Raw genomic sequence first — 25,775 nt, 5'->3', positions numbered from 1 at the left:
TATACAGATATTACGTAAAACTTAGAACACTTAAAATATGAACTACGGTAAAGAATTCAAAAAATTTGCTACAAAGCACCAAGGAGTAAACGCAATGTATTACGATAAAATCGTAGCAGCGATGAACCCAACAAACATGACTCCATACATTATCGAAGAGCGTCAGTTGAATGTTTCTCAATTAGATGTGTTTTCAAGATTAATGATGGACAGAATTATCTTTTTAGGAACTGGTATCGACGATCAAATCGCTAATATCGTTCAGGCGCAGTTATTATTTTTAGAAAGTGCTGATGCATCAAAAGATATTCAAATTTATCTAAATTCTCCTGGTGGAAGCGTTTACGCAGGATTAGGAATTTACGATACCATGCAATACATCAAACCAGACGTAGCGACAATTTGTACAGGTATGGCAGCCTCAATGGGAGCTGTATTATTATGTGCAGGAGCAGCAGGAAAACGTTCTGCTTTGCCACATTCAAGAGTAATGATTCACCAGCCATCAGGAGGAGCGCAGGGAGTTGCAACTGATATGGAAATCAACTTACGTGAAATGTTGAAACTGAAAGATGAATTATATAACATTATTTCTCAACATTCAGGACAAACTTTTGAAAGAGTGCACAAAGACAGTGAGCGTGATTACTGGATGAAAGCTGATGAAGCTAAAGAATACGGAATGATTGATGAAGTTTTAAGAAGAAGCTAAAAATAGTTTTATATGTTTCAAGTTTCAGGTTTTAAGTTAACAATAGCAACCTTGACCCGAGGCTGCAAGCCGAACTGGCGAAGCAAACCTGAAACTTGAAACCTTTTTTAAAAACTTGAAACAAAAATATAAGTTAATAAGTTACTAAGTTTTTGAGGTTTTAGTGATAAATCTCAAAAACTTAGTAACTTTGCCGCTTAGTAACTAAAAAAGAATGGCTAAAGTAGTATTAGAATGTTCGTTTTGTGGAAGAAAGAAGCCAGAAACTAATTTATTAATTGCTGGTATAAATGCACATATCTGTGATAAGTGTATTGAACAAGCACATGGAATTGTATTAGAGGAATTAAAATCAAGCGGAAGCGCAAAATTAGTTGGAGACTTAATTTTAAAGAAACCAAAAGAAATCAGAGCTTTCTTAGATCAGTATGTTATTGGTCAGGATCAGACAAAAAAAGTAATGTCAGTTGCGGTTTACAATCACTACAAACGTTTAATGCAACAGCAATTAGACGACGAAGTAGAGATTGAAAAAAGTAACATCATTATGGTAGGTCAAACCGGAACCGGAAAAACATTGGTAGCAAAAACTATCGCAAAAATGTTAGATGTTCCTTTGGCTATTGTTGATGCAACGGTACTTACTGAAGCTGGTTATGTAGGAGAAGATGTCGAAAGTATTTTGACACGTTTGCTACAGGCGGCTGATTATGATGTAACCAAAGCAGAAAGAGGAATCGTATTTATTGATGAAATTGATAAAATTGCCCGTAAGAGCGATAATCCATCTATAACTCGTGACGTTTCTGGTGAAGGAGTGCAACAAGCTTTATTGAAATTATTAGAAGGAACTGTTGTTAATGTACCACCAAAAGGAGGACGTAAACACCCGGATCAAAAATTTGTTGAAGTAAATACCCAAAACATCTTGTTTATTGCAGGTGGTGCTTTTGATGGCGTTGAGCGTATTATTTCAAAACGTTTAAACCGTCAGGCAGTTGGTTATTCTACTTCTAAAAATGTAGACAACATCGACAAAGACAATTTATTGCAATATATTATTCCAAAAGATATCAAAGACTTTGGATTAATTCCTGAGATTATTGGTCGTTTGCCAGTTTTGACACACATGGATCCTTTAGATAAAGAAACTTTGCGTGCCATCCTGACTCAGCCGAAAAATGCCTTGGTAAAACAATATCAAAAATTATTCTTAATGGATGATGTTGAGTTTAATATAACAGACGAAGCATTAGATTTTATTGTTGATAAAGCTTTAGAATACAAATTAGGTGCTCGTGGATTGCGTTCATTATGTGAAGCAATTTTAACAGACGCCATGTATGAATTGCCAAGTTCAGACGATAAAGTACTTACAATAGATGAAGATTATGCAAGACATACTTTGAATAAAAACTTATTGAAAAGAATGGAAATTGCTTCTTAATTAGCAATTGACTTTTATAATATTTAAAACCTGTTCATTTATTTGAACAGGTTTTTTTTATATCATTTTGAATCTGTTTTTCGTTTTTATTTTTATGTAAATTGTAGGCATGAAAAAAATAATCTTTGGAGTAATTTCGATTCTTTTGTTCTCGTGTAATAAGAGCAAAGATGTTCAGCAAACGAGTATTTCGAAAACAAAATATAAAACAGATTCCATCTCAATTGAGAAACCGCGTAGTGATATCAAAGCGGTTGATTATACGTCATATTTTCAGGAAGCAAAGCAATATTGTAAAAGCAATAAGCTAAATCAGGACAAATTTATACTGATTGATTTAGGATTGCATTCAGGCATAAAAAGATTTTTTATTTATGATTTTCAACAAAAGAAAATTTTAAAATCTTATATCGTAAGTCATGGTTGTGGTCATAATCAATGGGGAAAAACTTCTTCAAAAGAAAATGCTCCTGTAAGTAACGAATTCGATTCGCATTGTTCTTCAATTGGTAAATTTATTGTTTCGGACAGAGGCGTAAGTGAATGGGGAATAAAAGTAAATTATATATTGCAAGGCAAAGACAATACAAATTCAAATGCTTTAAATCGGGCGATCGTTTTGCATTCCTGGGAAGCTATTTCAGATAATGAAATTTATCCTGCGGGTACTCCTGAAGGCTGGGGTTGTCCTGCAGTTTCTAATGAAAGTATGAGAGAAATTGATGCTCTTTTAAAACAAAATAAGAATGTTTTATTATGGGTAATAAAGACATAATTACACTTTTCAATTTTCAGGCCTTTGGTGAATTATGAAAACTAAATTTCTATTTTAGCCCTGATCGAAACGGTATCCTTTTGCTGTGGGGTTCACAGCAAAAGATTTAGTGTAGAGCGGGACTGATCGTTATTTTGAAAACGAGAAGTACTGCTCCTGATTATTTAGATACAAATAACTCTTACTGCACTCTAAATTTCTCGCGGTATTCAATAGGTTTCATACCAACCATTTTATAAAACACTTTCCTGAAAGCCTTGGGATCATTATATCCCGTTTTTTCGATAATTTCCGAAATTGAAAGCTGGGTTTGTTCTAAATATTTCTTAGAACTTTCCACTCTTATATTCTGTAAATATTCAATTGGCGGAATTCCGGTTACTTGCTTGAATCTTCGCGTCATATTTCTGGCACTTGTCGGAATGTCTTTTGTGATTTCTTCCAGTTTTTCAATCGTATTATAATTGCTTTCTATTTTTTGCTGTAACATGGCCACCAAAGTATCATTGTGTAAATGATTTGGTCTGAAAGTGCTGAAATAACTCTGTTTGTATCGGTTTAAATCAATCGAGAAAATTTTAGCAATCTGCACCGCAATTTCATTTCCGCAATACTTCTGAACCAAAAGAATGAGTAAATGAAATGTTGAGGTTGATCCGCCACTGGTGTATAAACTTCCGTCTGCGGTTAAGGTTTCTTCTGATTTTAATTTTACCAAAGGAAAAGCTTTTGTGAAAGCGCTGCAGGCATCAACATGTGTAGTGGCTAGTTTTTCGTTTAATAAACCAGAAGCAGCAAACAAAAAAGCACCCGTACAAAAACTGGCCAATTCAGCCCCGGATTGATGTTGCTTTTGTAACCACGGAATGAAATTTTTATTCTTCGATATCATTTCGCTCATATTATCGGTCGTAAAAGCCGGAATCAAAATGAGCTCCAGATTTTTATCTGAAGTTTCGATCGCATTCACTTCATAGCCAAATAAATGTTTCTGCTCAATTTGCTCTTCTGATTGAAAAACCATTATTTCAAAAGGTTTTTGAGTGCCTTTATGTAATTTATTAGCAGTTTCAAAAACTTCTAAAATTGCTGCTATACTTAGCAATTTATAATCATGGGGTACAATTAATGCGATTTTCTTGCTCATGGTTTGCTCTTTTTGAAAAGTTAACATCTTGACAAAAATAAGCAATTTGTCTTAAATGACCCTAAAGTTGACTTTTATTGTAATTTAAAGCCTGTTCTAAAATTCTAAATTTGTTTCAGATAATTTGTAATTTTAATGCTATGAAAACAAAAATTTTCTTAAATCTTGCTGTAAAAGATTTAAATAAATCGATAACATTTTTTACGCAGTTGGGTTTTTCATTTGATTCAAAATTCACAAATGAAAAAGGAACTTGCCTGATAATTGGTGAAAATATATTTGCAATGCTTTTGGTAGAAGAATTTTTTAAAACATTTACTCCAAAAGAAATTTGCAATACAACCACAAGCACAGAAATGATTGCCGCTATTTCTGTTGAAAGTAAGGAGAAGGTAGACGAAATTATGACAGCGGTTGTTAAAGCTGGCGGTGCAGCACATGGTGAAACTAAAGATTATGGCTGGATGTACCAAAGGAACTTTTTTGATTTGGATGGACATCATTGGGAAATTTTCTTTATGGATGAAAGTCAGATTCCAGATAAAATGTAAAGATGATAGCAGTACAAAACACAATTAACACATCAATAGAAAAAGTCTGGGATTTATGGACATCGCCAGAACATATTATGAACTGGAATGTTCCTTTTGAAAATTGGCATACACCATATGCAGAAAATGATTTGAAAGTGGGCGGCAAATTCAAATTTACCATGGCGGCAAAAGATGGAAGTGACGGATTCGATTTTGAAGGAATCTATACTAAAATCGAAAAATTTTTACTGATAGAATATAAGCTTACAGACAATAGAACGGCAAATGTTCGTTTTGAAAGTAATGGTTCTGAAGTAAAAATTACTGAAACATTTGAACCGGAAACAAAGATTTCTGAAGAATTGCAAGAACAATTTTGTCGTGCTGTTATTCAGAATTTTAAAAGCTATGCTGAAAATTTAAAGCGTAATTCAATTAACAAATAAAGGATAAACAATAAAACTGAAATAATGATCACAGTACAAAACACAATCAATGCATCAATAGAAAAAGTATGGAATTTCTGGACATTGCCGGAACACATTACAAAATGGAGTTTTGCTTCGCCAGATTGGCATACTCCATACGCAGAAAATGACTTGAAAGAAGGTGGAAAATTTAAATCGACTATGGCAGCAAAAGACGGTAGTATGAGTTTTGATTTTGAAGGAGAATATACTTTGGTAAAACAAAATGAAGCCATTGAATATGTAATGGCAGATGGAAGAAAAGTAGAAATCATCTTCAAAGAAACAGCAAACGGAGTTGAAGTAATTGAGAGTTTTGACCCTGAAACACAAAATCCGGAAGAAATGCAACGGGGAGGCTGGCAGACAATTCTGGATAATTTTAAAAGTTATGCAGAAGCTAATTAGCTTCTCAGGTGCAAAGAGGCATAGAAGCAAAGGTTCAAAGGCTTAAAAAAAACTTTGTGTCTTAGTGCCTTCGTGGCAAAAAATGTTTAACATAAAAAATTAAAAGATGACAAAACAAATATGGCTGAATTTGCCGGTAAAAGAGGTGGCAAAATCTAAAGCTTTTTTCTCGAAAATAGGTTTCTCTTTTAACGAAGAACATGACACGCCAAGCTCGACTTGCATGGTGGTTGGTGACGGAAAATTTGTAATAATGCTTTTTGAAGAATCTTTGTTTGCCAGTTTTTCTCAAAATAAATTGACTGATACAAAGACAAGCTCGGAAATTCTGATTTCGATTGATGCAGAAAGCAAAGAAGAAGTTGATGATTTGGCAAAAAAAGCGGAAGAAGCGGGCGGAAACGTTTTTGCTCCGCCAGCGGATAGTCAAGGCTGGATGTATGGCTGTGGTTTTGCCGATTTAGACGGTCATCGCTGGAATGTTCTATATATGGATTTTAGTAAATTGTCATAGTTATGGAAACAGTAAAAGAGCTTTCTGAGAAATAGAATAAAGAGAATAGGATATAGAAAATAGAAAATAGAATAAAGAGAATAGGATATAGAAAATAGAAAATAGAATAAAGAGTATAGAAAATAGAATAGAGAGTATAGAATGAAGGGAATAGATTTATAATAACAAACAAAAAAACAAAATATCATGGCAACATCAGTAAACCCGTATCTATTATTTAATGGAAATTGCGAAGAAGCTTTTCTATTTTACAAATCAGTTTTTGGAGGAGAATTTCCGTATATCGGAAAATTTAAAGACATGCCGAAGGATGAAAGCGGAAGCTGTCCTGAAGTATCAGAGAAAGACGCCAACAGAGTAATGCACGTTTCGTTGCCAATTGGGAATACCATTTTGATGGGAAGCGATAGTAATGAACAATCTGGAGATGTAGTTTTTGGAGGCAATTTTTCAGTTTCAATCAATGTAGAAAGCACGGCGGAGGGAGACAGAATTTTCAACGGACTTTCAGCTGGCGGAACAGTTTATATGCCTATGGGTAAAACTTTCTGGGGGGCATATTTCGGAATGTTCAAAGATAAATTTGGTGTGAGCTGGATGGTTAATTTTGATGAATCAGAACCACATAAAGAATATAATAGTTAAGTTATTTTAATAGCGGAACATATTTGTTAAATTAATTCAAAAAGCACATGATAATGTGCTTTTTGCTTGTAAAAAAACAAGCATTATACTTTTTTATCAACGATAGATTGCCGATTTTTGTCGCTTCAAAAACAATAAGCATAAAATGGCAATAGAAGATAAAGAGATTATTTTATTAAAAGTTTCAGGACACGATAAAATAGGGGTTACAGCAGGTTTAACAGCTGTATTGGCGACGTATGATGCTAATATATTAGATATCGGCCAGGCTGATATTCATGATACGCTTTCTTTAGGAATTTTATTCGAAATTGAAGCAGGTTCTTCTTCTGCACCCGTTTTAAAAGATTTATTGTTTAAAGCTTACGAACTGGAAATAAAGGTTAAGTTTATTCCAATTTCTATTGAAGATTACGAAACATGGGTAAAATCACAATCAAAACAACGATACATCATCAATATTTTAGGTGAGAAATTAGCCGCTTCACAATTGGCTGCAGTGACTAAAATCATGTCAGACCAAAACCTGAATATCGATTCTATTATTCGCTTAACAGGAAGAACGTCAGTAGTTGATTTAGAAGAATATCCACGTTCTTGCATTCAATTATCTGTAACTGGAGAAATTGTCAATAAAATCCTGATGACAGCGAGTTTTATGGAAATTTCAAGAACTCTGAATGTCGATATTTCATTTCAGGAAGATAACATTTACAGAAGAAACAGACGTTTGGTTTGCTTCGATATGGATTCGACTTTGATCCAGACAGAAGTTATCGACGAATTAGCAGAATTAAATGGAGTGGGAGATCAGGTTCGCGCAATTACCGAATCAGCAATGAATGGTGAAATTGATTTTAACGAAAGTTTTAAACAACGTATGGCATTGTTAGAAGGTTTGAGCGAAGACGTTTTGCAAAAAGTAGCCGAAAATTTGCCAATCACTCAAGGTGCACATCGTTTAATGAAAGCCTTAAAATACTACGGTTACAAAACTGCAATTCTATCTGGAGGATTTACCTATTTTGGAGAATACCTGCAAAAAGAATTGGGTATCGATTACGTTCATGCCAACCAATTAGAAATCAAAGACGGTAAACTAACCGGAAAATATATAGGCGATATCGTAGACGGTTTAAAAAAAGCCGAACACTTAAAAGCCATTGCCGAAAAAGAAGGAATTCACATCAACCAAACAATCGCAGTTGGTGATGGAGCAAACGATTTACCAATGCTAAACTTAGCCGGCCTCGGAATCGCTTTTCATGCCAAACCAAAAGTAAAAGAAAGTGCTTCGACATCAATTTCAAGCCTTGGTCTCGACGGAGTTTTATACCTACTAGGATATCATGACAGGTACATTGATATGATGTAACATATCAAATAATCGTAAAGTTTGTCATTTTCGACGCAGGAGACTAGAGCGCTAGCGACTGGCGAAGTAAATCCTCGCAAGTAGCTCGACAATCAAAATAAAATAAAACCTTAGTTCATAATCTGAATTAAGGTTTTTTTATGGGCATGTCCCTCCGGGTCGGGCTATCCGTTACAATCTTTTGTGCCGAACCCCGGCACAAAAGGATTTCCACTTCTATCCCTCATGCGGTTTAGTGGAATTATCGTTTTATAAATTACAAATGATTTGAACTATCTGATTTCTTTTGATTTCTCTATTTTTTCTAAGAGCTCGTTTTCGGGTAAAGCAAATTTTAATGCCCTTTTATTAGTTATAAATCCATAATCTTCAAACATTATTTCACAACCATCTTCAATATTGTCATCATATATCGGAATTAAATCTGCTATTCCGACAAAAGCCCATTCCATTTCTAAATTATCAGAATTTAAAAAAATGTATTCTCCAGATTTTCCAATATTAATTGCTTTGTCATAAGCTTCTTTAGCATCCTTAGCTTTTATCAGATGAAAATTTCCCCAAGTTTTTACTCTTCTTAAATCTTGTTCTTCATTTCGTTTAACTGGTTCACATTTTTCGATTATTTCTGCGATATACCAATTCTTTTTCTCATTTGATATTTTATCTTGATTGTTCATCTTTTAGGATTATTACCAGCAAATTAATTCGTGAATTCGTGGCTAACTTTTAACTGCAGACATCTCCTTCAACTGCTCCAAATAATCTCTCTGATTAGAAAGTCTAGGGATCTTGTGTTGTCCACCTAATTTGTCTCTTTCCTTCAGCCAATCATAAAACAAATTTTCACGAGCAACATTAATCACCAAAGGATTTAAGGTCATATTATTGTGACGCTTGGCTTCGTAATCAGAATTTAAAGTCTGTAAACTTTCATCGAGAACTTTTTGGAAAAGGCCGACATCGGCTGGTTTTTTCTTGAATTCTATCATCCATTCATGCGCACCTTTTTCTTTGTCCTGCATAAAAATAGGAGCAACCGTATAATCAATAACTTCAGTTTGAGTAACCAGACACGCTTTTGCAATCGCCTGATCTGTATTTTCAACCATTAATTCTTCCCCAAAAACATTAATATGATGTTTGGTTCTTCCTGTAACTCTAATGCGGTACGGATTTAAAGATGTAAAACGAACGGTATCGCCAATTAAATAACGCCATAAACCAGAATTAGTCGTAATTACAATTGCGTAGTTTTTGTTCAATTCAACATCAGCTAAACGAATCACTTTTTGGTCTGGTGCTCCAAAAGTATCCATCGGAATGAATTCGTAGAAAATACCATAATCCAGCATCAGCAATAAATCGCTGGAATTGTTTAAATCCTGAATGGCAAAGAAACCTTCAGAAGCGTTGTATATTTCGTAGTATTTAAAATCTTTACTTGGTAAGATTTTCTTGTATTGTTCTTTATAAGGAGAGAAACTTACACCACCATGAAAATAAACTTCAAGGTTAGGCCAAAGTTCCAATAAATTTTGATTTCCGGTATTTTCTAAAACTTTATTCATTAAGACCAACATCCAGGACGGAACGCCGGCAAAGCTTGTAACATTTTCATTTTTGGTTTCGTTTATAATCGCCGCAATTTTTGCTTCCCATTCGCTCATCAATGAAGTTTTGCTGCTTGGTGTACTACTAAATTCTGCCCAAATCGGCATATTCTCGATCAAAATTGCTGATAAATCTCCGAAAAAGGTATTGTTGTTTTCATAAATCTGAGAGCTTCCGCCTAAACGAAGACTTTTCCCTAAAAACAACTCCGAATCTTCATTATTATTCAAATACAAACAAAGTAAATCCTTGCTTCCCTTATAATGACAATCTTCTAAAGCTTCACTACTTACGGGAATAAATTTACTTTTCGCGTTCGTTGTTCCGCTTGATTTGGCAAACCACTTTATTGGTGTTTCCCAAAAAACACCCTGTTCACCCTGGCGTGTTCTTTCTATTAAGGGTTGTAATTCTTCATAAGTCGCAATTGGTACTCTTTCAGAAAATGTCTGGTAGGAATTTATCGATGCAAAATCATATTTTCTTCCAATAATAGTATTTTCTGAAGATGTCAATAAATTATGCAATAGCTCTTCCTGAACTTCATTCGGGTATTTTAGAAAAAGTTCTATTTGATGTATCCTTTGTTTAAGGACCCAAGATGCGAAAGAGTTAATGATAGATACGGGCATGAATAATTTTAGATTTTAGATTGTTGATTTTAGATTGCTGATTTTATGGTGTTATAAAATTCAAGAATTTAAAATTTGAATATCATTCGACAAAGATTAACTTTGCCTTTGTATCAAAAATAGTGTTTTTTTGTAAAAAACAATTGTATTTGAAGTAAAGATTCCTGTTCGAAAGAGGAATTTTAACAATAAAAGTTCACTATCCTGAGCAAATCTAAAATCTAAAATCAGCAATCTAAAACATTATGCAATATCAAGGAGTACTTACAAAAATGCAAACAGAAATCGGAAATCCAATTCAGTACTACCTGGTTTTTGAAGATAGTTTTCTTAGTATGAATCAGTTATTGAATAAGGAAATCGAAATTAATTGTACCGGTTTTCAATGTTTAAATTGTAGTAAAAAGAAAAAAATCTACCGACAAGGTTTTTGTTATGATTGCTTTTATTCAAGTCCTGCTGTGGGCGATTGGATTATGAGACCAGAATTGAGTACCGCTCATTTGGGTATTGCAGATCGTGATTTAGCTTATGAGGAAAAAGTACAATTACAGCCTCATATCGTTTATCTGGCATTGTCTACCGAAATAAAAGTAGGAGTAACGCGCAAAACTCAGGTTCCAACACGTTGGATCGATCAGGGTGCAACGCGTGCTATTGCTATTGTTGAGGTACCAAACCGATATTTAGCAGGAATTACCGAAGTCGCCCTAAAAAATCATTATACAGATAAAACCAATTGGAGAAAAATGCTTCAGGATACTGAAGTCGCTTTTGATTTGATTGCTGAAAAAGCAAAAGTCGAAAATTTACTGCCACTACAAGTTCAGGAATATTTTTATACAAAGAGTGATGATTTATATGAGTTAAATTATCCTGTTGTAAATTACCCTTCAAAAATTGCCAGTTTAAATCTGGATAAGACACCAACCTTTAGCGGAAAGCTTGTTGGAATTAAAGGCCAGTATTTGATTTTCGAAGACGGAACCGTTTTTAATGTTCGCGGATCAGAAGGCTATGTCGTTGATATAAACGTCTAGGGTTATTGGGTATTCGTCTGTTTTTATTGGCTAACTGTCTAGTATTTTGTTTTTTATATACTATTTTTCGTATTTTTATTTCTTTTTAGAGATGTGAATATTGATACATTTCATTACAATTTTGTAATAATTACTTATTGTAAGAAATATATTTTTAGAAAAAAAAAAGAGCCTAGCTTTGAACTTTTTGAAGCTGGGAATTTTATTTTTTTGAAGCAAAAAAATATACCAAAAACAAATACCACAAATGAGTAACTTAAAAAAAGTTAATGTATTCAGAAGGGGGCTAATGCGCAACCTGACAAAGAATATTGGTGATTCAGGTTTAAGTAAAAAGGGACCAATCGATCCAGGCAAAATCCATAAGGTATTAATTTGCAGACCCAATAAAAGATTAGGGAATTTACTTTTAATAACACCCTTAATTCAGGAAGTTACCGAAACATTTCCGAACTGTAAAATCGATTTATTTGTTAAAGGAACATTGGCACCAATTGTTTTTGAAAATTATGACAATATTGATAAAATAATTCCTTTGCCTAAAAAGCCTTTTAAGGAATTGATTAAATATTTAAAAGTCTGGACATTAATTAGAAAACAGAATTATGATATTGTAATTAATGTCGATCAAAACTCATCGTCTGGTCGTTTGGCGGTAAAATTTTCAAATGCAAAGTATAAAATTTTTGGAGATTTACCAGAAAACATTCAATTACCCTATGGAGATTATGAGCATATTGCAAAATATCCTGTTTATAATTTGCGATATACGCTAGCTCAGGCTGGAATACCAAATAATGAAAAACCAGTGGCATTGATTGATTTAAAATTATCTGCGCACGAAATTACCAATGGGAAAAAGATCCTGAATGACGTTATCGATCAGAATAAAAGAACAATTGCTATTTTTACATTTGCAACCGGCGAAAAATGTTATTGCGTAGAGTGGTGGGAGGAGTTTTATGAAATTCTGAAAAAAGAATATCCTGATTATAATATTTTTGAAGTTTTACCGGTGGAAAATGTATCTCAAATAAATTTTCAGGCACCTACATTTTATAGTAAAGATGTTCGTGAAATTGGTTCTGTTCTTGCTAATGTAGATGTATTTGTTGGAGCCGATAGCGGTATTATGCATTTGGCAAGTGCTTCAAAAATGCCAACAGTTGGATTGTTTTCTATTTCCAATTTAAAAAAATATGAGCCTTACGGAAACAACAGTTTAGGCATTGATACGAATGTAAATGATTTTCCTGTGTTTATTAAAGCAATAAATCGAATTTTACATATAGAAAATTAAGTTAATCAATCAGATTATATTATAAATAAAAAATCCTGCATTTGAATTTGTTTTCAAATGCAGGATTTTTTTATAGCATCAAAAGATTAGTTTTTCTTCTTAAACAAACCATTTATCAAATCGGTTGCTTTTTTAGTAGTTTCCTGAGTTTTTTGCTCTTTTTCTGTCTTTGCAGCTTGCGTTGTATCTTTTGCTTTTGTGTTTTTATTAATCAGATCGCTAAGAGCTGATGCTCCTTTTTGAGTTAATTTTTCCTTTTGCTGATTCGCAACCTGAGAAGCTAAACTACTAACAGCGCTTTTCATATCAGTTGAAACTTTCGGATTTGAAAAGTTACCGGTAATCATCGCATTAATTGGAATGTTTTGCAGTTTTGCCTGATCTGCCGGAGACATCTTTGCAATAAATGCATTCGCTTCACTTCCTAAATATTTAGCCGGAACATCTAATTTTAGGTTATAATTCATTGTTTGGTCAAAACCGTGAGTTCCGCCTACCGTAATTTTTATATCCTGATATTTAATGTCAAATGGTTTAACATTTACTTTTCCGTTCTCAAAAGTCAACGCTGCTTTTATATCATTCAAATTCACCTTATTCATATCAATGAATTTAATGTTTGAACCTAAAGCATTCAATAAGGTTGAGTTTTTAGAATTTATGGTTGTCGAAAGTAATTGGCCTAATAAATCTCCTGAAATTGATTTCAGGTCCGGAGTTAATTCTTTAGCATCGAGATTTCCATTTAATTTAATTGTTGAATTTAGCTTTCCGTTGATAATTCCTGCTATCGGAGCAATCTTTTTCATCATTTCTAATTGCGTAAAAGTCTGTGCAATATCAACCTGATTGAAGCCTAAATTCATATCAAAAGTGGGTACTTTTTCTTTGGTAGAAACTGCTCCTGTTAAACCAATGGTTCCTCCAAAAATAGATGTTTTAAAGTTTTCTAAAGTTGCTTTTTCATCTTTCACGATCAGTTTACCCGAAACATCTTTTAGTTTTAAATTATCATATAGAACTGTTGTGGCTTTAGCATTTATCGTACAGTTGAGGAAAGCGGGAATCTTCATGGCTTCTGTTGGTTTTGCCGCAGTTTTTTCCGTTGCTGGTGCTCCTGAAGTCATAAAATCATCAACAGCCAATTGATTAGAACTCATATTGAAGTTTCCTCTCAATTCTTGTTTTTTAAACATAAAACCGTAGAAATTCTCTAAAACTCCATTGATCGCAAGATCCGATTTTCCTGTAGTGGCATTAAATTGTTTCAGGTTGATTTTACTCGGATTGAATTCAACTAAAGCCGTGCTAATGTTCATCGATTTATTGTTTTCATCAGTATATTTAAATCCTGATAAACTCATAGTTCCTGCATTTTTTATGTTTTGATATTGGCTTTTTTCTACTGAAGCCATATCAAATTCTGTAGTAACATCCGCTTTTAAAATACCTGCCAAAGGTTTATCCATTTTGATTGGATACGCTTTTGAAAGGTTAGCTAAGTTGATAGTTCCTTTCAAAGCCGCATTTACGAATGGATTTACCGTTATGTTTTTAATATTTGCTTTTGCATTAAAAACATCCTGATCAATACGAAATGAAAGTTTATCTAAATTGACGTAGGTATCATTTAGAATTCCGGTTTCATTGATGATTTTAGTATCTATTACAATATTCTGAACTGATTTTGGTAAGTTCGGATATTGAAAAGAAGCATTATTAGAAGCAATAGCAATATTGAATTTAGGAACAGTAGTATCTGTCAATTGTCCTTTTGCAAAACCTGAAACAGTAAAGTCTCCAGTTGTTTGTACACCATCTAAGCCAGCTGCATAAGCTGAAGGAATTAAGCCTAAGAAGTTAGTAAAAGAGGAGGTTGGAGTTTTAAATTTCAAATCATAAATCTGACCAGCGTCAACCATCTGAATAAATCCGTCAAATTCCAACGGCAATTGATTGATCAAAGCTTTATTTTCTTTAAAAGTATATTTGCTTTGCTCTAAATCAATTCCTAAAACAGCATCTAAGGTTAGTTTTACATTTTTCATGTAATTGATTTTATCCATATCCAAAGATACTTTTGCAGTAGATTTTGTAGTTAAATCCAGTTTTGAATTCGTAAAATCACCAGTTCCTTCATGATTTAAACTATCAATTACCATCTTAATTTTAGAACCCTGATCAATATATCTGAAAGTGAAATTCTCGATTTTGTAATTTTGAATTTTTAAGGAAAGCGGTTTACTTTTGTCATCCTTAGTGTCTTCTTTTTTATCTTTCAGCGCAATATCAAAATTCCCGACACCCTCTTTATTAAAGATAATATTGATTAATCCATTCTCAGAAGTTATTCCCTGAATATTCATAGGTTCTTCTTTTCCTTTAAAAATTTCTTTGATACTCATTTTAAGATTCAATTGACCCAATGAAACCAAAGTATCTCCTTCAAAAGGTGCTTTGTTGATGATAACCAATTTCTCAATTCCAACTGTCGCATTTGGGAAATTTTTAAATAAACTTAAATCGGCATCAGCAAAACTCACTTTGGCATCAACACTTTCGTTGATCGCTTCAGCAATTTTTGCTTTTATCTGATCTTTAAAAAAATAAGGGATGGCAAATAATGCCGCAACAAATGCCACGAGAACAATGGCGGTAATCTTTAAAATTTTCTTAAACATAATTATTATAGATTTGAGGGGTTACATTGCTATTAACTGGTTGCAAAAATAATTTTTTTTATATGAGTTTAGTAATAATTTTTTCACAATAATGTAAGGATATATTTGATGTTTGTTAAAATTAAAAAATCCGTTTGAGTCTATATTCAAACGGATTTTTAATGATTTTATGATGTTTCAATTATTTTTTAATGAATGAAACTATCTTATTTGTCATGGTTTCAGAAAGAGGTAAACTTTCATTATTGTAACTATCTAAATTGGCTTGTTTGTCACCTTCAACAATTTTCATAACATGATTCATTTTGTCTACAATTAAAAGTTCAGCATTTTTATTTGCCTGAGATAAAGTTTCGGCATCTTTTACAGTCACTTGCAAATCGTTGTTTCCCTGAATAATTAAAATGGGCACGTTTAGTTTTTTAATTTCTACTTGTGGATTGTATTTAAACCACGAAATTAAATAAGGTTGAATACTCGGCCTAAAAAGAGAATTAAGCATTGGGTCTACTTTTTTTACCTGATTTCCGCTTTTCAAACTATCGATAATCGGGAAAGTCATATCCTCGATTTGTTTGTTTGATTTTGATGTGATTTGTGCTTTAATGAGTTTATCTGCAGATTCTCCAGGACCTGCAATAGAAATAAATTTGTTGGCTTTTGCACCGGCGATTATTCCAATTAAAGAACCTTCGCTGTGGCCAATAATTACTACTTCTGAAAAACGTTTGTCTTGTTTTAGTAAATTAATCCAGCTTTTGGCATCTTCGGTATAATTTTCAAAAACCAAACTTTGTTCTGAAATAGCAGAAGCTTTACTTTCTCCAATTCCTCTTTTGTCGTATCGTAATGATGCGATTCCATTTTTTGCCAAAACTTCAGCCAGCATTTTCAATGAATTGTTTTTCATCATTGGATTATTGCCATTTCGGTCTGTTGGACCCGAACCGGCAATAATTAGGGCGACGGGATATTTCTTGGTTAAATTCGGAGTCGTTAATGTTCCAAAAAGCTGATCCGTATTAATTTTTAAAATTATCGGAGATTCCTTAAAAGTAACTGCATTTTTATCCTGAGCATTTACAATACTCATAAACAAAACGCTGAAAAATAAAACTATCTTTTTCATTTTTTTAAATGTAATTACTTAATGTTTATTCCGAAAGGAAGCATCGCCTGAACACCTTGTTGTCTCTGGAATCTTTTTACCTGTTCCAGCATAAGATAATTTTCTTCTCCAATTTCTTCTTTTATAAAAGCTTCTTTAGATTGTGCGAAAGGCAGATTTGCTAAAAGATCACTAAATGTTTTTTCATATTCAGGATAATTCTGTGTGCTATATGATTTTATTTTTGCAATTTTTGCCGCTTCAGCAATAGCATCATTCAATCCTCCAATTTTATCAACTAAACCAATTTTTAGAGCTTCACTTCCAGACCAGACTCTTCCCTGAGCAATAGCATCTACTTGTGCAAATGTCATTTTTCGGCCTTGAGCCACATGCGTTACAAAAGTGTTGTAAATATGTTCAACACCTTCAAGAGTAAAAGCTTTAAATTTTTCGTCAACAGGCACAAACGGACTATAATTTGCCGAATTTTCGTGTGTTTTTACTTGTTCAGTATTGATGCCTAACTTATTAGCCAATGGTGAAAAATTAGGTAAAATTCCAAAAACGCCAATAGATCCTGTAATCGTGTTGCTTTCAGCAAAAATTTTATTGGCATTACAAGCAATATAATAGCCGCCGGATGCTGCATAATTACCCATAGAAACTACTACCGGTTTTACTTTTTTAGTTATTTCAATTTCTCTCCAGATCAAATCAGAAGTTAAAGCACTTCCTCCAGGACTGTCAATTCGAAGCACAATTGCTTTTACATCATCATTTTTTCTGGCTTCCTGCAAAGAGCGACGCATTGCACCTTCGCCAATTACGTTAACATCTCCCTCACCACCGGTAATTTCACCTTGTGCATAAATAATCGCTATTTGATCGCTTGCCGTATTGGTTAAAGCTGTAGTGACATTATTTTGTGTATAATCTAAGATTGAAATTTTATTGTAATCGTCGTCACCAGTTACTTTTAAAGCTTTTTTGATGGCATTGTGGTAAACGTCTTCGTAAGCAACAATGTCAACTAAACCTTCTTTTTTTGCCATTTCAGGAGTTCTTGCCAAAAGGCCATTTGCTATCTCATTTAATTTCGGAAGCGGAATATTTCTGCTTTTTGAAATATCAGTAGAAACGGTTGTCCAGATAGAGTTCAAAAGAGCTGTAACCTGTTCTCTGTTGGCATCGCTCATTTTGTTTTCTAAAAAGGGTTCAACGGCACTTTTATATTTTCCGTGACGAATCACTTCCATATGAATACCAGATTTATCCTGGAAATCTTTGAAGAACATTACTTCAGAAGAAAGTCCTTTAAAATCTAAATCTCCTGCAGGATTCAAATAAACAGTGTTGGCAACTGAATTTAGATAATATTCTTTTTGCGAATAAGTATTGGCGTAAGCCCAGACAAATTTTCCTGATTTTTTAAAACTTTCAAGTGCGTTTCTTAAATCTTTATATTGAGCCAATCCTAAAGAAGATTCATCGTTTAAGATCGAAATCCCTTTAATATTGTCATCTGTTTTTGCAGCTTCAATAGCATTGATAACATCGCTTAAACCAACTCCTTCCTGATCAGAAAAAACAGTTACCCAAGGGTCTTTGTATTTTCCGGCATAATCATTTTGTATCTTTTTTAAGTCTAGTTCGATAACCGAATCACTTTTAACGGAAACTTTATCATCTCCGCCAAAAATAGCCCCAATTAGGATTACTCCAAAGAAGAATAACATAATGAATACAAAAATACCAATCACTGTGGCAATTACATTTCCTAAAAACTTCATAATTATATTTTTTTAATAAGTCGTAAAAAAGGTTGGTTTGTTACAAATATAATTTAAATCACAGGTAACTCTCTTACATGATTTATAAAATAGTTGTAGTTTATACATTTTTAAATTCTCTAAAATAAAGATATGGTATTTTTAGATTAAGTACGTTTTTTTTAAGAAAGGTTTCTGTATAAAAATGATAAAAAAGGAGTTTGAAATAATTGGAAACTTCTAATTCTTGTGAGAAATAATGTGAGTAATTCTGAAATAGTTTTAGTTAATTTGCATTATGAAGTCACAGCATCAAATCGTTTTATCTATTGGCAGTAACCAGGGAAATCGACTCGAAAATATTGAAAGTTGTATTGCTCTGATACATCAGGAAGTAGGTACGGTTATTCAGGTTTCAAAATTATACGAAACTCCTGCATGGGGTTTCGAAAGTGATGCTTTCTATAATTGTGCCTTGTTGCTTCACAGTACTTCATCGGCGCAAAAAATACTAAATCAGGTTTTAAAAGTCGAAAAGCAATTAGGTCGTATTCGTTCTAATCAGCAAGGTTATCAATCCCGAATTATCGATGTTGATTTGATTGTTTTTGATGATGAAATTATTGATTCAGAGAAACTTCAGGTTCCACATCCTTTAATGCAAAACAGAAAATTTGTATTGTTGCCCATGCAGGATTTAAAATTAAACTGGAAACATCCTGTTTTACAAAAATCTATTTCAGAGTTAATTGCCGTTACAGCAGATGATAGTATTTGCACGGTAGTTCAGGAGTTGAAAAATCCTTTGCAGGAAATTCCGTTAGAAAAGTTTAATTATATTGCTTTTGAAGGAAATATCGGGGCAGGAAAAACAACTTTGGTAAATAAAATTGCTGACGATTTTAATGCTAAAACTGTTTTGGAGCGTTTTGCAGATAACCCTTTTTTGCCCAAATTTTACAAAGATCAAAATCGATATGCTTTTCCGCTTGAAATGTCTTTTTTGGCCGATCGTTATCAGCAATTATCCGATGATTTAGCACAATTTGATCTTTTTAAAGATTTTGTCGTAGCCGATTATCATATTTTTAAATCATTGATTTTTGCCAAAATCACTTTGGCAGAGGATGAATATCGTTTGTACAGAAACTTATTTGATATTATTTACAAAGAAATGCCAAAGCCTGATTTGTATATTTATTTATATCAGAATACAGAGCGCCTTCTTCAAAATATCAAAAAGCGCGGCAGAAATTACGAACAGAATATTGAAGCAGCCTATTTGGATAAAATCAACAATGGATATTTGGATTATATTAAATCACAAACCGATTTAAATGTTTTAATCATTGATGTGTCGGATCGTGATTTTGTAAAGAAACACGAAGACTATCTTTTTATTTTGGATGAAGTTCAGAAGAAAATAGGATAATGTGTCAATGTGCCAATTAGAAAATTAGATAATTATTTTTTATGTTTTTCAAGGTCATTATCTAATTATCAAATTGACACATTGTCTAATTAGTATCATCTAATTAGCATCATCTTTTTAAAGAAAAATGCCCTCTTAAAACAGGTTGTGTATTATCAATTTTTAAAGAATACCAATAATCTGAAGCGGGTAGAAGGGCTTTGTTAAAAGTGCCATCCCAGCTCATTTTAGAGGCTGTTAACTGTGCGATTAATTTTCCGTATCGATCAAAAATTGTGACTTGCGCCTGTGGGTAATTTTCCATTCCGGTTACTTCCCAAACATCATTAAAAGTGTCATTATTCGGAGTAAAGAATGCTGGAAAAACTAATACAACAAAGTTTTTGGCAGTACCTCCACATCCGTTTTCCTCTCTTGCATAAGCAGTTTGCAATCCTCCTGGCACATCATAAAAGATATTAGAATCCTGAAAATTAGTTCCGTCGACAGAATATTCAAAATAATCTTGTTCTTTGTTTAGATAAATAACAACTTTGGTACCATTGACATCAATACGATCTATTAGTGGAATTTCGTGCTCATCAACTTTAATTGTTTTTCGACTGGTACAACTCTCTGGTGACTGACTTGTCACATCAACAGTATAAGTGCCGCCAGAAGTTACTTCAATAGTTTGAGAAGTAGCTCCTGTAGACCATAAATAGTTCATTCCTGAAATTCCTGCATCCAATGTTGCTTTTTGATTTTGGCATAGAGGAACATCTTGATCCGTTACAATTGGTGGAGTATAGATCGTAATATTGATAGGTGTACGATTGGTATTGAGACAGCCGTTATTTGAAGCTTCAGCGTAATATATAGTATTAGATGAAATTGTCGGTGTTGCAAAATTGTTTCCGGTAAAAATACTTAAACCGCCAGTTGCAGTCGTATACCAGTTTATCAAACCAACAGCTGTAGTTGCCTGTAAATTTACACTTCCGGGGCCACATCTTGAAACGTTTGATGAAGTAACAGACGGATTTGCCGGAGTTTTATTAACAACAGCAATAACCGATTTGCGATTCGATTCGCAACCTGCATCAACATAATAAGTTGTACTGGTGTTTATTATCGGAGTTGTATATGAATTTCCTGTAGCCAAAGGGATTCCTCCAGTTGCCTGACTGTACCAATTAACTGTAGCGCCAGCAGTTGCAGTTGCGTTTATAGTAAAACTTCCTGAATCACAAATAGGAATTGGCGTCAGTACGTTAGCTTCTGGGATTGTGATTTTAGTACTTGTGGCTATTTGAATAATTGGGTCACCAGGTGATCCGCCAAATTCAACAACATATCCTTTTGGTTGATAATTACCACTTGGATCCCCATTATTTGATAAATCATTCCATGAGCCTCTTATTCCGACTCCCGGTTGTGTAATGTGTGCATAATCTTCGTCTCCCTGATTATTTGGTTCTCCAGTATTCCAAAATGTATAGCTCATTAGCGTTCCGGCCTCAGGTCCTGTAACCCATTTCCATACACCTTCTGTTTCAGCATCACTTCCTCCGATCCAACCCGTTCCTAATGATTGTTCGCCAATCAATTTAGCTTCATCAGAGGACAAGATAGTGGCTAAATAACCCTTAAGTCCGAAATATGAACTTGTATCTGATACAGATTTTGCAACAGTCCAAGAGATGCCAATGCTGGGTACGTAAAGATAATAATGTCCTGTAGAAGGTAAATAATTGGCTTGGCCTATCGTTATTGAAAAAGTTCTGCTTCCGGAAGCAGTTGCTGAAGAATTAGAAAATACAACATCTTTTATGGCATTTTCAAAATCAGAATATAGAACGTTTGTTCCCGGTGTTAAACTTGACAACATTAGTTTTCCGGCAATTGGATCCCAAGAAGTTGTAATAGTAGAATGCGCTGCAGGATTTGAAAGTTCCAATTTGTCTAAACCCGCAGAATAACCGGAGGAAACCTGAATGAACATAGCTGCAGTTCCTGGTTCTGTAGGATCGTGCGATATAGAAAAGGTTTGAACAATCTTTATGTTGGTTTGCGGACAATACGGTTGATCACCCGTGGCTTCTATTTTAAGAGGATCAGCAAGGGCAATTTCTGTATCTTTTCTTTTTTTTGATTTAAGAGTATCGTTTGTCGTTTTTGTAGTAGAATAATCAAATGTTTTACCACCTTCACTTGCATGAGATTGGTTAAAACATAAAGTAAAAAATAAAATGGTTATTTTGAAGAAATTAATAGTTTTCATTTTATAAAAGTATCAATTTTATAATAATAAAAAAATATATTTCAATTTCTAACATTTAACGGCAAGATGTACTGAAAAATAACATTTAATCCACACTTGGCCAGTTTAATTTTTGGAATAAATCCCAAACTACAATTCCGGCACTTACTGCAATATTTAAGGAATGTTTAGTGCCTAATTGCGGGATTTCAATACAACCATCACAAATAGCCACAGCTTCTTGTGCAACGCCGTAAACTTCATTGCCAAAAATTAAAGCATACTTTTGATTTTTCACTACTTTAAAATCCTGAAGAAAAACAGAACTTTCCACTTGTTCAATAGCAAGTGTCATTATAGTTTCTTTTTTTAGGTTTTCAATAACTTCCAAAACATTTTCATGATGTTCCCAGGCTACGGTTTCTGTAGCGCCAAGTGCGGTTTTATGAATCTCTTTGTTTGGAGGAGTTGCTGTGATACCGCATAAAATAATTTTTTCAACCAAAAAGGCATCAGAAGTTCTAAATACAGAGCCAATATTGTGCAAACTGCGAATATCATCCAAAACTATTATTAGAGGTGTTTTGTCTGATTTTTTAAAATCTTCAATCGATTTGCGATCCAGTTCGCTATTTTCAAGTTTTCTCATTGGTGTTGTATTCAGGTCATAAAAAAAGCTTCCAAAGATAAGGAAGCTTTTTCGATTATTTTATTTTCTTTTCAGATTAGCTTTTAACTGGATCTGGTAAAACAGTACCTTTAATAGTAAGTACTTTTGTAGGTTGTCCTTCAGCGTTTGAAGTAACAGTTACTGTTTTTGTAAAAGCACCAACTCTGTCAGTAGCATATTTTACTCCAATAATTCCTTTAGCACCTGGAGCAATTGGCTCTTTTGGTGTTGTAGGTACCGTACAACCACAAGATCCCTGAGTGTTTGTAATGATTAATGGTTTTGTTCCGTTGTTTACAAAAACAAACTGACGGTTACCATCAGCATTGTGAGCGACAGTTCCGTAATCAATAGTTTCGTTTTCAAAAACCATTCCGGCTCCTTCAATTTTAGCAACTTTTGCTTTTTTAGTAGTTTGAGCATTAGAAGCTGTAATTCCAACTACAGCTAACATAGCGATTAAGATTATTTTTTTCATCTTTAAGAGTCTTTGTTTTAATTATGAACAAATCTATAGAAAAATCTAATATGTCAACTCAAAAATTTCTTAAAAATATTTTAATTTTTGATGCCCTTCTATATGCCGCTAAAATATTATAAATTCGCTGTCATAAATTTTCATCTAAAACATTACAATTTGGCAGCGAAAGAAAAAGTGGTGAAAGAAACACCCTTAATGAAACAGTACAACGAAATCAAGAGAAAATATCCTGATGCCTGTCTGCTTTTCAGAGTAGGTGATTTTTACGAAACCTTTGGAGAAGACGCCATTAGAGCTTCTAAAATTCTTGGAATAACATTAACTAAAAGAGGTGCGGGTTCTGAAACTGAAACAGCTTTGGCCGGTTTTCCGCATCATTCTATTAATACGTATTTGCCAAAATTAGTCAAAGCCGGACTTCGTGTTGCCATTTGCGATCAGCTTGAAGATCCAAAAATGACCAAAACTATCGTGAAACGTGGTGTTACTGAATTGGTAACTCCGGGAGTTTCTTTAAACGATGAGGTTTTACAATCTAAATCAAATAACTTTTTAGCATCAGTTTATTTTGCGAATAAAAATATCGGAATTTCCTTTTTGGATGTTTCTACAGGAGAATTTCTAACAGCTCAGGGAAATGCAGAATATATTGATAAACTTTTGCAGAATTTTAATCCGAGTGAAGTTTTAGTTCCGAAGAATAATAAAGGCGATTTTAAAGCTGCCTTTGGAGAAGATTTTCATAGTTTTTACTTGGAAGACTGGATTTACAAAGAAGATTATGCTTTAGAAACATTGACAAAGCATTTTGAAACCGTTTCCTTAAAAGGTTTTGGGGTTGAAGAATTAAAAGAAGGAATTATTGCTTCCGGAGCGATTTTGTATTATTTATCAGAAACACAACACAATCGTGTGCAGCATATCACGGCGATTCAGCGTATTGCAGAAGATGCGTATGTGTGGATGGATCGTTTTACGATTAGAAATTTAGAATTATACCACAGTTATAACCCAAATGCTGTTACACTTTTAGATGTAATTGACAGAACACTTTCGCCAATGGGTGGGCGTTTGTTAAAACGTTGGCTGGCTTTACCGCTAAAAGACAGTAATAAAATAAAAGGTCGTCATGATGTAGTTTCTTATTTGAAATCGAATCCGGAGGTTTTACATAATATTCAATATCAGATTAAACAAATTTCAGATTTAGAACGTTTGATTTCTAAAATCGCAGCCGGGAAAGTTTCACCGCGTGAAATTGTTTATTTGAAAGAATCGCTTGATGCTATTATTCCAATTAAAACTTTAGCATTGCAAAGTCCACAGGAAGCGGTAAAAGTAATTGGAGACAGTTTGCATGCCTGCGATTTATTAAGAGAGAAAATCAAAGTAACTTTAAATCAGGATGCACCGGTTGCCATTGCAAAAGGAAATGCGATAGCAAAAGGAATTAGTGAGGAATTAGATGAATTGCGTGCGATCTCAACTTCTGGAAAAGAATATTTAGAAGGAATTGAAAAAAGAGAATCAGAACGAACCGGAATTTCGTCTTTAAAAATATCTTTCAACAACGTTTTTGGATATTATATTGAAGTTCGAAATACACACAAAGATAAAGTTCCAACAGAATGGATTCGTAAGCAGACTTTAGTAAACGCAGAGCGTTATATTACCGAAGAATTAAAAGAGTACGAAACCAAAATTTTAGGAGCCGAAGAAAGAATTCATAAAATTGAAACCGATCTTTTTGAGCAGCTAGTAGCCTGGATTGCGACTTATATTAAGCCGGTTCAGATGAATGCTAATTTGGTGGCACAATTAGATTGTTTGTGTTCGTTTACACAATTAGCAGTTGAGAATAAATACGTATGTCCGGAAATTGACGAAACTTTTGAATTAGATATCAAAAACGGAAGACACCCGGTAATTGAAAAACAATTGCCAGTTGGAACTCCTTATATAGCCAATGATGTTTATCTGGACAGAGAGACTCAGCAATTAATTATGATTACGGGGCCTAACATGTCTGGTAAGTCTGCTATTTTGAGACAAACGGCCTTAATAGTATTGTTGGCTCAAATGGGAAGTTTTGTTCCTGCAGACAGTGTTCGAATGGGGATTGTAGATAAAATTTTTACAAGAGTAGGAGCTTCTGATAATATTTCGATGGGAGAATCTACTTTCATGGTAGAGATGAACGAAACGGCTTCTATTTTGAATAATATCTCAGACAGAAGTTTAGTTTTATTGGATGAAATCGGAAGAGGTACGAGTACGTATGACGGAATCTCGATTGCCTGGGCTATTGCAGAGTTTTTGCACGAACATCCGGGAAGAGCGAAAACATTGTTTGCAACGCATTATCATGAGTTGAATGAAATGACAGAATCGCTTCCAAGAATTCAGAATTATAATGTCGCTGTAAAAGAATTAAAAGATACCGTTCTTTTTGTTCGTAAATTGGTAAAAGGAGGAAGTGCGCACAGTTTCGGAATTCACGTGGCTAAAATGGCCGGAATGCCTCAAACTGTAATTTTGAAAGCACAAAAACTTTTAAAGAAACTAGAAAAAAACCATTCAAGCGATGCTTTAAACGGAATCAAATCGGCTAATGATGAAATGCAAATGAGCTTCTTTAATTTGGATGATCCTTTGTTAGAGGAGATAAAAGAAGAGATCTTAAGTCTTGATATAAACTCGATCACACCGGTTGAAGCCCTGATGAAACTGAATGAGATTAAAAGGATGATCGTTAAGAAATAATTTTCAGATTTAAAGTT

At 33.7% G+C, this 25,775-nt stretch carries 22 protein-coding genes; 13 read left to right on the top strand and 9 right to left on the bottom strand.

The genetic code is table 11. The features are described from left to right. The first annotated feature begins 37 nt into the window (after positions 1-37). The 3 genes from clpP (at position 38) to B0A65_RS09860 (ending at position 2,934) form a co-directional block, all read left to right on the top strand. A complete protein-coding gene (clpP, locus tag B0A65_RS09870; protein WP_074659746.1) occupies positions 38-712 on the top strand; it encodes an ATP-dependent Clp endopeptidase proteolytic subunit ClpP in 675 nt (224 codons plus the stop codon). A 214-nt stretch (positions 713-926) separates the two neighbouring features. Then, a complete protein-coding gene (gene clpX / locus B0A65_RS09865; RefSeq protein WP_074659747.1) occupies positions 927-2,159 on the top strand; it encodes an ATP-dependent Clp protease ATP-binding subunit ClpX in 1,233 nt (410 codons plus the stop codon). Positions 2,160-2,268: 109 nt separating this feature from the next. Then, positions 2,269-2,934 carry a murein L,D-transpeptidase catalytic domain-containing protein gene (locus B0A65_RS09860; RefSeq protein WP_074659748.1) on the top strand — a complete coding sequence of 222 codons (666 nt, stop codon included), beginning with the start codon at positions 2,269-2,271 and terminating at the stop codon, positions 2,932-2,934. A 181-nt stretch (positions 2,935-3,115) separates the two neighbouring features. Here the strand turns inward: B0A65_RS09860 and B0A65_RS09855 are convergent, their stop codons facing one another. Continuing rightward, positions 3,116-4,081 (bottom strand): GlxA family transcriptional regulator, encoded by a 966-nt coding sequence (locus tag B0A65_RS09855; RefSeq protein WP_074659987.1) that lies wholly within the window; start codon positions 4,079-4,081, stop codon positions 3,116-3,118. 140 nt (positions 4,082-4,221) lie between these two features. On the opposite strand from B0A65_RS09855, the gene B0A65_RS09850 reads away from it, so the two are divergent. The 6 genes from B0A65_RS09850 (at position 4,222) to serB (ending at position 8,023) form a co-directional block, all read left to right on the top strand. Then, positions 4,222-4,632, top strand: a complete 411-nt coding sequence (locus B0A65_RS09850; RefSeq protein WP_074659749.1) for a VOC family protein — start codon at positions 4,222-4,224, stop codon at positions 4,630-4,632. A gap of 2 nt (positions 4,633-4,634) precedes the next feature. Next, positions 4,635-5,060: an SRPBCC domain-containing protein gene (locus B0A65_RS09845; RefSeq protein ID WP_074659750.1), complete on the top strand. Its 426-nt coding sequence runs from the start codon at positions 4,635-4,637 to the stop codon at positions 5,058-5,060. A 24-nt stretch (positions 5,061-5,084) separates the two neighbouring features. Next, a complete protein-coding gene (locus B0A65_RS09840; RefSeq protein ID WP_074659751.1) occupies positions 5,085-5,489 on the top strand; it encodes an SRPBCC family protein in 405 nt (134 codons plus the stop codon). 106 nt (positions 5,490-5,595) lie between these two features. Then, on the top strand, positions 5,596-6,003 hold the full coding sequence (locus tag B0A65_RS09835; RefSeq protein WP_074659752.1) for a VOC family protein: 408 nt from the start codon (positions 5,596-5,598) through the stop codon (positions 6,001-6,003). Positions 6,004-6,189: 186 nt separating this feature from the next. Continuing rightward, positions 6,190-6,648, top strand: coding sequence for a VOC family protein (locus B0A65_RS09825; protein WP_074659754.1), 459 nt, complete (start codon positions 6,190-6,192; stop codon positions 6,646-6,648). 145 nt (positions 6,649-6,793) lie between these two features. Continuing rightward, positions 6,794-8,023, top strand: coding sequence for a phosphoserine phosphatase SerB (gene serB / locus B0A65_RS09820; protein WP_026985577.1), 1,230 nt, complete (start codon positions 6,794-6,796; stop codon positions 8,021-8,023). 272 nt (positions 8,024-8,295) lie between these two features. Here serB and B0A65_RS09815 read toward each other — a convergent pair whose 3' ends face one another. Together B0A65_RS09815 and B0A65_RS09810 are read right to left on the bottom strand one after the other, a co-directional pair. Then, entirely contained in the window at positions 8,296-8,703 is a 408-nt protein-coding gene (locus B0A65_RS09815; protein ID WP_074659755.1) for a DUF4288 domain-containing protein, read from the bottom strand. Between the two features lie 42 nt (positions 8,704-8,745). Continuing rightward, on the bottom strand, positions 8,746-10,269 hold the full coding sequence (locus B0A65_RS09810) for a GH3 auxin-responsive promoter family protein (RefSeq protein ID WP_074659756.1): 1,524 nt from the start codon (positions 10,267-10,269) through the stop codon (positions 8,746-8,748). Positions 10,270-10,514: 245 nt separating this feature from the next. Here B0A65_RS09810 and B0A65_RS09805 point away from each other — a divergent pair, with 245 nt between their 5' ends. Further along, positions 10,515-11,309 (top strand): DUF2797 domain-containing protein, encoded by a 795-nt coding sequence (locus B0A65_RS09805; RefSeq protein ID WP_074659757.1) that lies wholly within the window; start codon positions 10,515-10,517, stop codon positions 11,307-11,309. Positions 11,310-11,556: 247 nt separating this feature from the next. Further along, a complete protein-coding gene (locus B0A65_RS09800; protein WP_074659758.1) occupies positions 11,557-12,609 on the top strand; it encodes a glycosyltransferase family 9 protein in 1,053 nt (350 codons plus the stop codon). Positions 12,610-12,695: 86 nt separating this feature from the next. On the opposite strand, the gene B0A65_RS09795 is transcribed toward B0A65_RS09800, so the two are convergent. The 3 genes from B0A65_RS09795 to sppA form a co-directional block, all read right to left on the bottom strand. Further along, complete coding sequence (locus B0A65_RS09795; protein ID WP_074659759.1) at positions 12,696-15,290, bottom strand: AsmA family protein; 2,595 nt, start codon at positions 15,288-15,290, stop codon at positions 12,696-12,698. A gap of 181 nt (positions 15,291-15,471) precedes the next feature. Beyond that, positions 15,472-16,419: an alpha/beta hydrolase gene (locus tag B0A65_RS09790; RefSeq protein WP_074659760.1), complete on the bottom strand. Its 948-nt coding sequence runs from the start codon at positions 16,417-16,419 to the stop codon at positions 15,472-15,474. Positions 16,420-16,433: 14 nt separating this feature from the next. Further along, the gene (sppA, locus tag B0A65_RS09785) at positions 16,434-18,191 is read right to left on the bottom strand and encodes a signal peptide peptidase SppA (protein ID WP_074659761.1); all 1,758 of its coding nucleotides are present in this window, start codon (positions 18,189-18,191) and stop codon (positions 16,434-16,436) included. Between the two features lie 277 nt (positions 18,192-18,468). Here sppA and folK point away from each other — a divergent pair, with 277 nt between their 5' ends. Continuing rightward, the gene (folK, locus tag B0A65_RS09780) at positions 18,469-19,602 is read left to right on the top strand and encodes a 2-amino-4-hydroxy-6-hydroxymethyldihydropteridine diphosphokinase (RefSeq protein WP_074659762.1); all 1,134 of its coding nucleotides are present in this window, start codon (positions 18,469-18,471) and stop codon (positions 19,600-19,602) included. A gap of 109 nt (positions 19,603-19,711) precedes the next feature. Here folK and B0A65_RS09775 read toward each other — a convergent pair whose 3' ends face one another. The 3 genes from B0A65_RS09775 to B0A65_RS09765 form a co-directional block, all read right to left on the bottom strand. Further along, positions 19,712-21,865, bottom strand: coding sequence for an Ig-like domain-containing protein (locus B0A65_RS09775; RefSeq protein WP_074659763.1), 2,154 nt, complete (start codon positions 21,863-21,865; stop codon positions 19,712-19,714). 85 nt (positions 21,866-21,950) lie between these two features. After that, positions 21,951-22,493: an RNA methyltransferase gene (locus B0A65_RS09770; RefSeq protein WP_074659764.1), complete on the bottom strand. Its 543-nt coding sequence runs from the start codon at positions 22,491-22,493 to the stop codon at positions 21,951-21,953. A gap of 76 nt (positions 22,494-22,569) precedes the next feature. Next, positions 22,570-22,992 (bottom strand): DUF1573 domain-containing protein, encoded by a 423-nt coding sequence (locus B0A65_RS09765; protein WP_074659765.1) that lies wholly within the window; start codon positions 22,990-22,992, stop codon positions 22,570-22,572. Between the two features lie 159 nt (positions 22,993-23,151). Here B0A65_RS09765 and mutS point away from each other — a divergent pair, with 159 nt between their 5' ends. Then, positions 23,152-25,758, top strand: a complete 2,607-nt coding sequence (gene mutS, locus B0A65_RS09760) for a DNA mismatch repair protein MutS (RefSeq protein WP_074659988.1) — start codon at positions 23,152-23,154, stop codon at positions 25,756-25,758. Positions 25,759-25,775: the final 17 nt, after the last annotated feature.

Origin of the sequence: Flavobacterium frigidimaris (assembly GCF_002217275.1) — a bacterium.
GTDB lineage: Bacteria > Bacteroidota > Bacteroidia > Flavobacteriales > Flavobacteriaceae > Flavobacterium > Flavobacterium aquidurense.
Note: the sequence above shows the minus strand (reverse complement) of the source record. Positions and strands in the feature narration are given on the sequence as shown.